Annotated in this window: 12 protein-coding genes; 8 read left to right on the forward strand and 4 right to left on the reverse strand. The window is 56.9% G+C overall.

Going from position 1 to position 13,178, the window contains the following annotated elements:
• Positions 1 to 20 precede the first annotated feature (20 nt).
• Positions 21 to 1,235 (reverse strand): MFS transporter, encoded by a 1,215-nt coding sequence (locus tag F8562_RS10750; RefSeq protein WP_014838106.1) that lies wholly within the window; start codon positions 1,233 to 1,235, stop codon positions 21 to 23.
• A 99-nt stretch (positions 1,236 to 1,334) separates the two neighbouring features.
• Here F8562_RS10750 and F8562_RS10755 point away from each other — a divergent pair, with 99 nt between their 5' ends.
• From F8562_RS10755 to F8562_RS10770, 4 genes are all read left to right on the forward strand, one after another.
• Complete coding sequence (locus F8562_RS10755) at positions 1,335 to 1,781, forward strand: winged helix-turn-helix transcriptional regulator (RefSeq protein ID WP_014228871.1); 447 nt, start codon at positions 1,335 to 1,337, stop codon at positions 1,779 to 1,781.
• A gap of 85 nt (positions 1,782 to 1,866) precedes the next feature.
• Positions 1,867 to 2,541 (forward strand): two-component system response regulator PhoP, encoded by a 675-nt coding sequence (gene phoP, locus F8562_RS10760; protein ID WP_004101181.1) that lies wholly within the window; start codon positions 1,867 to 1,869, stop codon positions 2,539 to 2,541.
• Positions 2,538 to 4,004: a two-component system sensor histidine kinase PhoQ gene (gene phoQ, locus F8562_RS10765; protein WP_004849971.1), complete on the forward strand. Its 1,467-nt coding sequence runs from the start codon at positions 2,538 to 2,540 to the stop codon at positions 4,002 to 4,004. The genes phoP and phoQ overlap by 4 nt, the downstream gene beginning before the upstream one ends.
• An 86-nt stretch (positions 4,005 to 4,090) precedes the next feature.
• Positions 4,091 to 5,212 (forward strand): cupin domain-containing protein, encoded by a 1,122-nt coding sequence (locus F8562_RS10770; protein WP_004849969.1) that lies wholly within the window; start codon positions 4,091 to 4,093, stop codon positions 5,210 to 5,212.
• Positions 5,213 to 5,267: 55 nt separating this feature from the next.
• Here F8562_RS10770 and pepT read toward each other — a convergent pair whose 3' ends face one another.
• Positions 5,268 to 6,497: a peptidase T gene (gene pepT / locus F8562_RS10775; protein ID WP_014228870.1), complete on the reverse strand. Its 1,230-nt coding sequence runs from the start codon at positions 6,495 to 6,497 to the stop codon at positions 5,268 to 5,270.
• 257 nt (positions 6,498 to 6,754) lie between these two features.
• Between pepT and potA the strand changes: the two genes are divergently transcribed.
• From potA to potD, 4 genes are read left to right on the forward strand one after another with little or no spacing between them, the layout of a single operon-like run.
• Entirely contained in the window at positions 6,755 to 7,891 is a 1,137-nt protein-coding gene (potA, locus tag F8562_RS10780) for a spermidine/putrescine ABC transporter ATP-binding protein PotA (protein WP_014228869.1), read from the forward strand.
• Positions 7,875 to 8,732: a spermidine/putrescine ABC transporter permease PotB gene (gene potB / locus F8562_RS10785; protein ID WP_004849963.1), complete on the forward strand. Its 858-nt coding sequence runs from the start codon at positions 7,875 to 7,877 to the stop codon at positions 8,730 to 8,732. The genes potA and potB overlap by 17 nt, the downstream gene beginning before the upstream one ends.
• Positions 8,729 to 9,514, forward strand: a complete 786-nt coding sequence (potC, locus tag F8562_RS10790) for a spermidine/putrescine ABC transporter permease PotC (RefSeq protein ID WP_004849960.1) — start codon at positions 8,729 to 8,731, stop codon at positions 9,512 to 9,514. The genes potB and potC overlap by 4 nt, the downstream gene beginning before the upstream one ends.
• Positions 9,511 to 10,557 (forward strand): spermidine/putrescine ABC transporter substrate-binding protein PotD, encoded by a 1,047-nt coding sequence (gene potD, locus F8562_RS10795; RefSeq protein ID WP_014228868.1) that lies wholly within the window; start codon positions 9,511 to 9,513, stop codon positions 10,555 to 10,557. The genes potC and potD overlap by 4 nt, the downstream gene beginning before the upstream one ends.
• A 56-nt stretch (positions 10,558 to 10,613) precedes the next feature.
• On the opposite strand, the gene F8562_RS10800 is transcribed toward potD, so the two are convergent.
• Complete coding sequence (locus F8562_RS10800) at positions 10,614 to 10,895, reverse strand: hypothetical protein (protein ID WP_014228867.1); 282 nt, start codon at positions 10,893 to 10,895, stop codon at positions 10,614 to 10,616.
• A gap of 327 nt (positions 10,896 to 11,222) precedes the next feature.
• Positions 11,223 to 13,178: transketolase (gene tkt / locus F8562_RS10805; RefSeq protein ID WP_151891905.1), on the reverse strand; the 1,956-nt coding region annotated here is incomplete at its 5' end.

The raw sequence follows: 13,178 nt of genomic DNA on the forward strand, positions 1-13,178 counted from the left end.
AGGGTTATTTTTCCTCCCCCTCATCTGCTCGTCGTCATCCCCCGGGTTATTAACCAGAACAGCAGCGCCAGCAGACTGACCGAAGCCCCCAGAAGGCAAACGCCCTGCCATCCTCCGCGCGCATATACCGCTGTCGTACTGACCGCGCCCAAACCGCTGCCAAACGCATAAAACAGCATATACAAACCGACCAGCCTGCTATGCGCTTCGGGACGGGTACGGAAAATCATGCTTTGATTGGTGACATGCAGCGCCTGACCGCCGAGATCCAGCAGTACAATGCCAACCAACAGCGCCGCGGGCGACCATGCCATCAGCGACAGCGGCCACCAGGCTATCAGCAACATCGCCAGGGCCGCGGCGCTGGTGCGCTGCCCATATCCGCGATCGGCCCATTTACCGGCACGCCCCGCTGCCAGAGCGCCGATGACCCCGACCAGGCCCAGGGCGCCAATCTCAGTATGGGAAAAGCGAAAGGGCGGAGCGCTTAATGGCAAAACCAGCGCACTCCAGAAGATATTGAAAGCGGCAAACATCAGTAATGCCAGCACGCCGCGCACCTGAAGCACTTTTTCCTGGCGCAGCAGAGCCAGCATGGATATCAACAGCCGCGGATAGCTCAGAGGGTTCGGCGCAGCCGCCAATACCGGCAGCCGACGCCACAGCGGAAGCGCAATGCCCAGCATCAGTAAAGCGGCCAAGATGTACACCCCGCGCCAGCCGAAGAGATCGCTAATCGACCCGGAGAATACCCGCGCCAGCAGCAGCCCGATAAATACTCCGCTTTGCGCAGCGCCCACCACGCGTCCCTGTTCATGGGGCGCGGCGGCGCTGGCGGCATACGAGATTAGCCCCTGGGTCATCGCGGTACCCAGCAGGCCAACGGCAAGCATACAGCCCAATAGCATCACGGCGGTGGAAGCCATACTCACCGCCGCCAGGGCAGCGATCAGTAAAATCACCTGCGTCGCCATCAGGCGGCGGCGATTCACCCTGTCGCCCAGCGGCACCAGCAGTAGCAACGCCATTGCGCAGCCAATCTGGGTCGCCGCAATCACCCCGCCAATCGCGGCGTCGCCGATCGCAAAATCTCGCGCTAGCGCGTCGAGCAGCGGTTGCGCGTAATACACGTTTGCCACGCTCAGGCCGCTGGCGATAGCAAACAGCCAGACCAGGCTGCGAGGCATAACCGTTTGCGGATCGCTTAGCACTGGAGATATCAGTGTCGCTTTCATGATGCCCACCTTGGTTATCTGGTTTCAAAATGAAACCAGTTGAAGGCTAGAACATCAAGTTTTAAAATGCAACTACTTACCAGGCCGTTCGGAGAGCCCATGCCAACGCGTGAAAAAATGAAAAACGAAACCTGCCCCGTCGCCCGAAGCGTGGATATTATCGGCGATCGCTGGTCCTTGTTGATTGTACGCGACGCCTTTGATGGCATACGCCGCTTCAGCGATTTTCAGCGAAGCCTCGGTATGGCGCGTAATATTCTCTCTGACCGTCTGCACAAATTGGTAAACTCAGGTATTCTCACTATGCAATCCGCCTCGGATGGCACGGCTTATCAGGAATACGTACTGACGGCAAAAGGAGAGCGTTTGTTCCCCGTTGTCGTTGCGCTACGCCAGTGGGGAGAGCTGCATCTGTTTGCCCATGGGGAACCCCATTCCGTACTGATCGATAAACGTACGCTGCGCCCGATACCGATGATGTCGCCCGCGGCCGAAGATGGACTTGTCCTCACCGCCCAAGAGACCGAGGTACAAAAAATCGAATAAAATTCTTTATTTAACAGCTGTTTATATTAAAGGTGTATAATAAACGCTAAATTGTTCAATATCATAAATAAAATGGAGAACTGGCATGCGCGTACTCGTGGTTGAGGATAACGCTCTGCTGCGCCACCACCTGAAAGTTCAGCTGCAGGAGCTGGGACATCAGGTCGATGCGGCGGAAGACGCAAAGGAAGCGGATTACTATCTGGGTGAGCACGTTCCGGACATCGCCATCGTCGATCTTGGCCTGCCGGATGAAGACGGCCTTTCGCTGATTCGTCGCTGGCGCAGCCACGACGTGTCGGTACCGGTGCTGGTGCTGACCGCCCGCGAAGGCTGGCAGGATAAGGTTGAGGTCCTGAGCGCCGGAGCGGATGATTACGTCACTAAGCCGTTCCATATCGAAGAGGTTGCCGCCCGCATGCAGGCGCTTCTGCGGCGTAATAGCGGCCTGGCATCACAGGTTATCTCCATTCCGCCTTTCCAGGTGGATCTGTCGCGTCGCGAGCTGTCGGTCAACGACCAGCCCATCAAGCTGACGGCATTTGAATACACCATTATGGAAACCCTGATCCGCAATCGGGGCAAAGTGGTCAGCAAAGATTCGCTGATGCTGCAGCTCTATCCCGACGCCGAGCTGCGCGAAAGCCATACCATCGATGTGCTGATGGGACGATTGCGCAAAAAAATACAGGCTGAGTATCCGCAGGATGTGATTACCACCGTGCGCGGTCAGGGCTATCTGTTCGAACTGCGCGGATGAAAGGGGTGCTGCGGCATATTCTGCCGCTGTCGTTACGCGTTCGCTTTCTGCTGGCGACGGCCGCCGTAGTGCTGGTGTTGTCACTCTCCTATGGCATGGTCGCGCTGGTGGGGTATAGCGTCAGTTTCGATAAAACCACCTTCCGCCTGCTGCGCGGCGAGAGCAATCTGTTCTATATGCTGGCGAAATGGGAAAACAACACCATCGATGTTGATATCCCCGAAAACCTGAATATGCAAAGCCCCACGGTGACGCTCATTTACGACGCCCGCGGCCAGCTGCTGTGGGCACAGCGCGACGTACCCTGGCTGGTAAAACGTATTCAACCGGACTGGCTCAAAAACAACGGCTTTCACGAAATTGAGGCCGACGTTGACAGCAGCAGTATGCTGCAGCACAACAACCATGAGATTCAGCAACAGCTGGACGCCATTCGGCAAGAGGACGATGGCTCCGAAATGACCCACTCGGTGGCGATCAATATCTATCCGGCCACCAGCACCATGCCGCAGCTCAGTATCGTGGTTGTCGACACCATTCCGGTAGAGCTTAAGCGCTCCTACATGGTGTGGAGCTGGTTTATCTATGTCCTCGCGGCTAACCTGCTGCTGGTGATCCCGCTACTGTGGGTCGCGGCATGGTGGAGCTTGCGCCCTATCGAATCGCTGGCCAAAGAGGTGCGCGAACTGGAGGAGCATCACCGTGAGATGCTCAATCCGAATACCACCCGCGAGCTGACGCGGCTGGTCAGCAACCTCAACCGCCTGCTGAAAAGCGAACGCGAACGCTATGATAAATACCGCACGACGCTGACCGACCTCACCCACAGTCTGAAAACCCCGCTTGCGGTGATGCAGAGCACGCTGCGTTCCATGCGCGGCGAGAAAATGAGCGTCAATGAAGCAGAGCCGGTGATGCTGGAGCAGATTAGCCGCATCTCGCAGCAGATTGGCTACTATCTGCACCGCGCCAGCATGCGCAGCGGCGGTTCGCTGCTCAGTCGCGAGCTGCATCCCATCGCTCCGCTCCTCGACAGCCTGACCTCGGCGCTGAATAAGGTCTATCAACGTAAAGGCGTGAACATTACCCTGGATATCTCCCCGGAAATCAGTTTTGTCGGTGAAAAGAATGATTTTATGGAGGTTATGGGCAATGTGCTCGATAACGCCTGTAAATACTGCCTTGAGTTTGTGGAAGTCTCCGTCCGGCAGACCAACGACAACCATCTGCATATTCTGGTTGAAGATGATGGCCCGGGGATCCCCGCCGCGATGCGCAGCGCGGTGTTCGACCGCGGCCAGCGCGCAGATACGCTGCGCCCCGGACAGGGCGTCGGTCTCTCGGTTGCCCGCGATATCGTAGCCCAGTACGATGGCCGCATCCTCGCCGAAGAGAGCCTGCTCGGCGGCGCCTGCATGGAAGTTATTTTTGGTCGCCAGGCCCTGGAAGATAAAGAGAGCTAAAACAGTCGGTTTTTTAACGGCGCCTGCATCATGCTGGTGCCGCATCCGTTATAATCCCTAACAGACACCTGCTGTGGAATATAAATATGGATTATCAATTAACGCTTAACTGGCCCGACTTTATCGAACGCTACTGGCAAAAACGCCCGGTGGTGCTGAAACGGGGCTTTGCTAATTTCGTCGATCCGTTAAGCCCGGACGAACTGGCCGGACTGGCTATGGAGAGCGAAGTCGACAGCCGCCTGGTCAGTCATCAGGACGGTAAATGGCAGGTCAGCCACGGCCCCTTTGAGAGCTACGATCACCTGAGCGAGAATAACTGGTCGCTGCTGGTACAGGCCGTCAATAACTGGCATCAGCCAACGGCGGCGCTCATGCATCCGTTCCGCGCCCTGCCCGACTGGCGCATCGACGATCTGATGATCTCGTTTTCCGTCCCTGGCGGCGGCGTCGGTCCGCATCTCGACCAGTACGATGTGTTTATCATTCAGGGTACCGGCCGCCGCCGCTGGCGCGTGGGTGAAAAAGTGCCGATGAAACAGCACTGCCCGCACCCGGACCTGCTGCAGGTCGACCCGTTTGAAGCCATTATTGATGAAGAGATGGAGCCGGGCGATATTCTGTATATTCCGCCGGGGTTCCCGCACGAAGGCTACTCGCTGGAAAACTCGCTCAACTATTCAGTTGGCTATCGCGCGCCTAACGCGCGTGAGCTGTTCAGCGGCTTTGCTGATTATATTTTGCAGCGTGAACTGGGCAGCCAGCGTTACGCCGACCCGGACGTACCGTCTCGCGAGCACCCTGCGGATATTCTGCCCGCGGAGCTGGATCGCCTGCGCGATATGATGCTGGGGCTGATTAATCAGCCGGAGCACTTTAAGCAGTGGTTCGGCGAATTTATCACCCAGTCCCGGCACGAGCTGGACGTGGCGCCGCCGGAGCCACCGTATCAGCCGGATGAAATTTACGATGCCCTGCAGCAGGGAGATAAGCTGACGCGTCTTGGGGGCCTGCGCGTGCTGCGGATTGATGGCGAGGTATTCGTCAACGGCGAGAAGATCAACTCTCCGCACCGTCCGGCGCTGGATGCTCTGGCAACCCACCTGACGCTAAACGCTGAGCATCTCGGCGATGCGCTGGAAGATCCCTCCTTCCTCGCCCTGCTGGCCGCGCTGGTCAACAGCGGCTACTGGTTCTTTGAGGACTGAGTCTTCGACTGCCCGGTGACGGCTGACGCCTCACCGGGCCCGTAGCTTATAGCCTTCATGCGCCTCGTTTCGCCGTCAGCTCCGCAATGCGTACAATCACCTGCACCGCCTTCTCCATGCCTTCAAGCGTCACAAACTCATGCTTGCCGTGGTAGTTATAGCCGCCGGTAAACAGATTCGGGCACGGCAGACCCATGAAGGAGAGCTGCGCGCCGTCGGTACCGCCGCGAATCGGCTTCATCTGCGGATCGATCTGGCAATCCACCATCGCCTGGCGGGCAATCTCCACCACGTGCGGGTGCGCCATCACCTTTTCATGCATATTGTAATAGCTGTCTTCGATGACCAGCTCAATATAGCAATCCGGATGCAGCCCCTTGCCGACCTTTTTGGCGATCTCCATCATTTTGCGCTTGCGGGCCTCAAACTGCTTGCGGTCAAAATCGCGGATGATGTAGTGCATATCGGCCCGATCGACCGTGCCTTTGATGCTGGCCAGATGGTAGAAGCCCTCATAGCCTTCGGTGGTTTCCGGCGCTTCGTCCGCTGGGACTTCGGCATGAATGCGCGCCGCCAGCGACAGCGCGTTGACCATCACCCCTTTCGCCGTACCGGGATGAACATTGTTGCCAACGATCTTAATCGTCACCGACGCGGCGTTAAAGTTCTCAAACTCCAGCTCACCCACGCCGCCACCGTCGACGGTATAGGCCCAGCAGGCGTCAAACGCGGCAACATCGAAATGCTTCGCCCCTTTGCCCACCTCTTCATCTGGGGTAAAGGCCACGCGAATATCGCCGTGAGGAATATTCTTCGCCTTTAGCGTCGCCAGCGCGGTCATGATCTCTGCGATACCGGCTTTATCATCGGCGCCGAGGAGCGTTTTACCATCGGTGGTGATCAGCGTCTGCCCGAGCAGCTGGTGCAGTATCGGGAACATCACCGGCGAGAGGACCTCATCGCCAATACCAAGCGCGATATCGCCGCCGCGATAGTTTTCTACGATCTGCGGATTCACGTTCTTGCCGCTGAAGTCAGGCGACGTATCGACATGAGAAATAAAGCCAATGGCCGGAATATCACCCTCAACGTTAGCTGGCAGGGTGCCCATGATCGTCCCTTTCTCACTCAGCGTTACATTCACCAGTCCCATTTCTTGCAGCTGCGCCTGAAGCAGACGTAGCAGCTTCCACTGACCTTCCGTGCTCGGTACCTGACGCACGCCCGGTTTCGACTGCGTGTCTAAAGAAACGTACTGCAAAAAACGCTCAAGCAATTTATCCATGTAGCCACCCTCTTCTTTTGTGACAACATTATTGATAAGCCGGAAAAACCAAATATTGCGTCAGGTCATTTTTAGCCCGGCAAATGAGAATTTAATACATTTCACACGATAATGTTGTAAAGGTAGTTCATCATGGCGCATCAATCATTGGCGATTACAATCGTTTGCCGTAGAATGCTCGGCCTTATTATTTTATGTGCAAAACCAAAGGTGGTTAACCACAAACCCCGCATCGGTAAGCTTTCCGCTGCGTCTACATGGGACAGAGTCGAAAATTGAATACACAACCGCGTTCGCGTTCTCCGCTGGTTCAGCTGGCGGGAATTCGCAAAAGCTTTGATGGTAAAACGGTTATCTCCGACCTCAATCTGACCATCAACAACGGTGAGTTTCTCACCCTGCTTGGCCCCTCTGGCTGCGGTAAAACAACCGTTCTTCGTCTTATCGCCGGACTGGAAAGCGTCGATAGCGGCCAAATCCATCTCGAAGATCACGATATCACCCATATCCCGGCGGAAAACCGCCACGTGAACACCGTCTTTCAAAGCTATGCGCTGTTTCCGCACATGACGGTGTTTGAAAACGTCGCCTTCGGCCTGCGTATGCAGAAAACCCCGACGGCGGACATCGCGCCCCGCGTCCACGATGCCCTGCGCATGGTGCAGCTTGAAGCGTTTGCTCAACGTAAACCGCATCAGCTGTCTGGTGGCCAGCAGCAGCGCGTGGCGATTGCCCGCGCGGTGGTGAACAAACCGCGCCTGCTGCTGCTTGATGAATCCCTCTCCGCCCTTGATTATAAACTGCGCAAGCAGATGCAAAACGAACTGAAGGCGCTGCAGCGTAAGCTCGGCATCACCTTCGTCTTCGTGACCCACGATCAGGAAGAAGCGCTGACCATGTCCGACCGTATCGTGGTGATGCGCGAGGGTAAAATCGAGCAGGACGGTACGCCGCGCGAAATCTACGAAGAACCGAAAAACCTGTTCGTCGCCAGCTTTATCGGCGAAATCAACATTTTCAGCGCCACGGTCATTGAACGGATTGACGATCGGCGGGTGCGCGCCAGCGTCGAAGGCCGCGAGTGCAATATCTACGTCAACTTCGCCGTTGAAAAAGGCCAGCGGCTTAACGTTCTGCTGCGCCCGGAAGACCTGCGCGTGGACGAGATCCACGACAGTAATGACGCCGATGGCCTGATAGGCTATATCCGCGAACGCAACTATAAAGGCATGACGCTGGAATCGGTGGTTGAACTGGAAAACGGTAAAATGGTGATGGTCAGCGAATTCTTTAATGAAGACGACCCTGATTTTGACCACTCGCTCGACCAGAAAATGGCCATTAACTGGGTAGAAAGCTGGGAGGTTGTGCTGGCCGATGAAGAACACCAGTAAATTCCAGAATGTTGCGATCGCCACCATCGTGGGCTGGCTTGTGCTGTTTGTCTTTCTGCCCAACCTGATGATCATCGCCACCAGCTTTCTGACCCGCGACGACACCAACTTCGTCAAGCTGGTCTTTACGCTGGACAACTACGCGCGCCTGCTCGACCCGCTCTACTACGACGTGCTGCTGCATTCGTTGAATATGGCGCTGCTGGCGACGCTGGCCTGCCTGGCGCTCGGCTACCCTTTCGCCTGGTTCCTGGCCAGGCTACCGGAAAAGGTGCGCCCGCTGATGCTGTTTCTGCTGATCGTGCCGTTCTGGACCAATTCGCTGATTCGTATCTACGGCCTGAAGATTTTCCTCAGCACCAAGGGCTACCTTAATGAATTTTTGCTGTGGCTGGGTATCATCGATACGCCGCTGCGCATCATGTACACCCCCTCGGCGGTGATTATCGGCCTGGTCTATATTCTGCTGCCGTTTATGGTGATGCCGCTCTACTCGAGCATCGAGAAGCTCGACCGCCCGCTGCTGGAAGCGGCAAAAGACCTTGGCGCCGGTAAGCTACAAACCTTTATCCGTATCATCATTCCGCTGACCATGCCGGGGATTATCGCCGGCTGCCTGCTGGTGATGCTTCCGGCTATGGGGCTGTTCTACGTTTCCGACCTGATGGGCGGCGCGAAGAACCTGCTGATTGGTAACGTGATTAAGAGCCAGTTCCTCAACATCCGCGACTGGCCGTTTGGCGCGGCGACCAGCATCACGCTTACGCTGGTGATGGGCCTGATGCTGCTGATTTACTGGCGCGCGGCGCGTTTACTGAATAAAAAGGTGGAACTGGAATGATCGGTCGACTGCTGCGCGGCGGCTTTATGACCGCTATTTACGCGTATCTCTATATTCCCATTATTATTCTGATCGTTAACTCCTTTAACAGTTCACGCTTTGGCATTAACTGGCAGGGTTTTACCACCAACTGGTATAGCCTGCTGATGAATAACGACAGCCTGCTGCAGGCGGCGCAGCACTCGCTGACCATGGCGGTGCTCTCGGCGACCTTTGCTACGCTTATCGGCTCGCTGACCGCCGTGGCGCTGTACCGCTATCGCTTTCGCGGCAAGCCGTTCGTCAGCGGGATGCTGTTCGTGGTGATGATGTCGCCGGATATCGTGATGGCGATTTCGCTGCTGGTGCTGTTTATGCTGATCGGTATTCAGCTGGGATTCTGGTCGCTGCTGTTTTCCCACATCACCTTTTGCCTGCCCTTCGTGGTGGTCACGGTATTTTCGCGCCTGAAAGGTTTTGACGTGCGGATGCTGGAAGCAGCGAAAGATCTCGGCGCCAGCGAACTGACCATTCTGCGAAAGATCATTTTGCCGCTGGCGCTGCCCGCGGTGGCCGCAGGGTGGCTGCTGAGCTTTACCCTGTCGATGGATGATGTGGTGGTCTCTTCATTCGTCACCGGGCCGGGTTATGAGATCCTGCCGCTGAAGATCTATTCGATGGTTAAAGTTGGGGTATCGCCGGAGGTTAATGCGCTGGCGACCATTCTGTTGGTTCTGTCGCTGGTGATGGTTATTGCCAGCCAGATAATTGCACGTGATAAAACTCAGGGGACGTTAAAATGAAAAAGTGGTCACGCCACCTGCTCGCTGCGGGCGCTCTGGCAGTCGGTATGAGCGCCGCGCACGCGGACGATAGCAAAACGCTCTATTTCTACAACTGGACCGAGTATGTCCCGCCGGGGCTGCTGGAGCAGTTCACCAAAGAGACCGGCATCAAGGTGATCTATTCGACCTACGAGTCGAACGAAACCATGTACGCCAAGCTCAAAACCTATAAAGACGGCGCCTACGACCTGGTCGTGCCTTCCACCTACTTCGTCGACAAAATGCGTAAAGAGGGCATGCTGCAGAAGATCGACAAGAGCAAACTGAGCAACTTCAGCAATCTTGACCCTGAAATGCTCAACAAACCGTTCGACCCCAACAACGACTACTCCATTCCGTACATCTGGGGCGCGACGGCCATTGGGGTGAATAGCGAAGAGATCGATCCGAAGACCGTCACCAGCTGGGCGGATCTGTGGAAACCCGAGTATAAGAGCAGCCTGCTGCTGACCGACGACGCGCGCGAAGTGTTCCAGGTCGCGCTGCGTAAACTGGGCTACTCCGGTAATACCACCGATCCGAAAGAGATTGAAGCGGCCTATAACGAGCTGAAAAAACTGATGCCGAACGTCGCGGCGTTCAACTCCGATAACCCGGCGAACCCGTATATGGAAGGCGAGGTCAACCTCGGCATGGTATGGAACGGCTCCGCGTGGGTTGCGCGTCAGGCCGGTACGCCGCTGGAAGTGGTGTGGCCGAAAGAAGGCGGCATCTTCTGGATGGATAGCCTGTCGATTCCGGCAAACGCCAAAAACGTCGATGGCGCGCTGAAGCTGATCAACTTCCTGCTGCGCCCGGAAGTGGCCAAACAGGTAGCGGAAACTATCGGCTACCCGACGCCAAACCTTGCCGCGCGGAAGATGCTAAGCCCGGAAATCGCCAACGATAAATCGCTCTACCCGGACGCCGCAACGATTCAGAAAGGCGAATGGCAGAACGATGTCGGCAGCGCCAGTACGCTTTATGAAGAGTATTATCAGAAGCTGAAAGCGGGTCGTTAATCACCTCACAGGTCGGGTAGCATGGTGCTTACCCGACCGCTTCAGGAAGTGCGTTTCTAGCTTCTCAACGGATGAATTCTTGATTTAACCAGCGCGTCTTCAACGTCAAAATCGGCCAGCGGGTAGTTGGTCGCCACCAGATAAAATCGCCCATCCTGCGCCGGATATTCATGGACATTGTAGTTCACCATTTTTGGCTGCTCGGCAGAGGTATCTCCCCGGACGGAACAGGCGGCGTATTTCGAACGGACCCGGAGAGAGTGGCTTTTAATATCCCTGTGGATTTCGCCGTGATGCTCGTCGCCGAGGATCAGGTAGTCAACATATTCAGTGGCCATGGTGTTATTCCTTCTCTGTTGTCCGAGTGAAGAAACATGCCACAAATGTCTGTCTGATACTGTTTTGTTAATCACAACGTTACATATATGTGAAATAGACAATCAACATTATAACGGCCCTCCCACCAGACAGCGATGAGGGGCCGGATTTTAACGGTCGAAAATAACAACAGTGCTTTTACTCTGGCAACCGCGTTGTCTACGGTGAAGCCAGATTCTTTTCCCGCTGGCGGTGCCGCGCACCGGTCCGGACTACCCGACCGCGCTGGCCCCGTAGCCCGGGCAAGGCGCGGCTTTACCGCGCCGCCCCCGGGAAGGGGGAAAGGACTACAGCAGCGCTTTCGCTTTCGCGACCACGTTGTCCACGGTGAAGCCAAACTCTTCAAACAGCTGCTCCGCCGGCGCAGACTCACCGAAGGTGGTCATGCCAACGATCGCGCCGTTCAGGCCCACGTATTTGAACCAGTAGTCGGCGATACCCGCTTCGATGGCCACGCGCGCAGAGACGGCTTTCGGCAGCACGGCTTCACGGTAAGCGGCATCCTGCCTGTCGAACGCGTCGGTGGACGGCATGGAAACCACGCGCGCCTTCACGCCTTCGGCAGTCAGTTTTTCGTAAGCGGCAACCGCCAGCTCCACTTCAGAACCGGTGGCGATGAAGATCAGCTCCGGCTGTCCCGCGCAGTCTTTCAGCACGTAGCCGCCGCGGGCGACGTTCGCCAGCTGCTCTTCGGTACGCTCCTGCTGCGCCAGGTTCTGACGGGAGAGGATCAGCGCGGTCGGGCCGTCCTGACGCTGCACGCCGTATTTCCACGCAATGGCGGATTCCACCTGGTCGCACGGACGCCATGTTGACATATTCGGGGTGACGCGCAGGGAAGCCACCTGCTCAACCGGCTGGTGCGTCGGGCCGTCTTCGCCCAGACCGATGGAGTCGTGGGTGTAGACCATCACCTGACGCTGCTTCATCAGCGCCGCCATACGTACCGCGTTACGCGCGTACTCGACGAACATCAGGAAGGTGGAGGTGTACGGCAGGAAACCGCCGTGCAGGGCGATACCGTTGGCAATCGCGGTCATACCGAATTCACGCACGCCGTAGTGGATATAGTTACCGGCAGCGTCTTCGTTGATGGCCTTAGAGCCGGACCACAGGGTCAGGTTACTTGGCGCCAGGTCAGCGGAGCCGCCGAGGAACTCAGGCAGCAGCGGGCCGAAGGCTTCAATGGCGTTCTGGGACGCTTTACGGCTGGCGATTTTCGCCGGGTTAGCCTGCAGCTTCGCGATGAATTCGTTCGCTTTCGCGTCGAAATCAGCCGGCATCTCGCCTTTCATACGGCGGGTAAACTCGGCGGCTTCCTGCGGGAAGGCTCTGGCGTAGGCAGCGAATTTCTCGTTCCACGCGGACTCTTTCGCCTGGCCGGCTTCTTTGGCATCCCACTGGGCATAGATTTCAGACGGGATTTCAAACGCCGGGTGTTTCCAGCCGAGCGCTTCGCGGGTCAGCGCGATTTCCGCGTCGCCCAGCGGCGCGCCATGGGAGTCGTGGGTACCGGCTTTGTTCGGCGAACCGAAACCGATGATGGTTTTGCACATCAGCAGGGACGGTTTGTCGGTAACCGCACGCGCTTCCTCTACCGCGCGTTTAATCGAGTCAGCATCGTGACCGTCAACGCCGCGCACCACGTGCCAGCCGTAGGCTTCAAAACGCTTCGCGGTGTCATCGGTGAACCAGCCTTCGACGTGACCGTCGATGGAGATGCCGTTGTCGTCATAGAACGCCACCAGCTTGCCCAGTTTCAGGGTACCGGCCAGAGAACATACCTCGTGAGAGATACCTTCCATCATGCAGCCGTCGCCCATGAACGCGTAGGTGAAGTGGTCAACAATGTCGTGGCCCGGGCGGTTGAACTGCGCCGCCAGAGTTTTCTCCGCGATGGCCATACCAACCGCATTCGCAATACCCTGCCCCAGCGGACCGGTGGTGGTTTCCACGCCCGCGGTGTAGCTGACTTCCGGGTGACCCGGCGTTTTAGAGTGCAGCTGACGGAAGTTCTTCAGCTCTTCAATCGGCAGATCATAACCGGTGAGGTGCAGCAGGCTGTAAATCAGCATGGAACCGTGGCCGTTGGACAGGACAAAACGGTCGCGGTCGGCCCATGACGGGTTCTGCGGGTTATGATTCAGGAAATCACGCCACAGGACTTCGGCAATGTCAGCCATACCCATCGGGGCACCCGGGTGACCGGATTTGGCTTTCTGTACTGCGTCCATGCTCAGCGC

Origin of the sequence: Klebsiella sp. RCJ4 (genome assembly GCF_009025755.1) — a bacterium.
Classification (GTDB): domain Bacteria; phylum Pseudomonadota; class Gammaproteobacteria; order Enterobacterales; family Enterobacteriaceae; genus Klebsiella; species Klebsiella michiganensis.

Excerpts from the sequence above, each read along its gene's own strand:
- F8562_RS10750 (WP_014838106.1), bottom strand. The coding sequence starts at position 1,235 with ATGAAAGCGACACTGATATCTCCAGTGCTAAGCGATCCGCAAACGGTT.
- F8562_RS10755 (WP_014228871.1), top strand. The coding sequence starts at position 1,335 with ATGCCAACGCGTGAAAAAATGAAAAACGAAACCTGCCCCGTCGCCCGA.
- phoP (WP_004101181.1), top strand. The coding sequence starts at position 1,867 with ATGCGCGTACTCGTGGTTGAGGATAACGCTCTGCTGCGCCACCACCTG.
- phoQ (WP_004849971.1), top strand. The coding sequence starts at position 2,538 with ATGAAAGGGGTGCTGCGGCATATTCTGCCGCTGTCGTTACGCGTTCGC.
- F8562_RS10770 (WP_004849969.1), top strand. The coding sequence starts at position 4,091 with ATGGATTATCAATTAACGCTTAACTGGCCCGACTTTATCGAACGCTAC.
- pepT (WP_014228870.1), bottom strand. The coding sequence starts at position 6,497 with ATGGATAAATTGCTTGAGCGTTTTTTGCAGTACGTTTCTTTAGACACG.
- potA (WP_014228869.1), top strand. The coding sequence starts at position 6,755 with ATGGGACAGAGTCGAAAATTGAATACACAACCGCGTTCGCGTTCTCCG.
- potB (WP_004849963.1), top strand. The coding sequence starts at position 7,875 with ATGAAGAACACCAGTAAATTCCAGAATGTTGCGATCGCCACCATCGTG.
- potC (WP_004849960.1), top strand. The coding sequence starts at position 8,729 with ATGATCGGTCGACTGCTGCGCGGCGGCTTTATGACCGCTATTTACGCG.
- potD (WP_014228868.1), top strand. The coding sequence starts at position 9,511 with ATGAAAAAGTGGTCACGCCACCTGCTCGCTGCGGGCGCTCTGGCAGTC.
- F8562_RS10800 (WP_014228867.1), bottom strand. The coding sequence starts at position 10,895 with ATGGCCACTGAATATGTTGACTACCTGATCCTCGGCGACGAGCATCAC.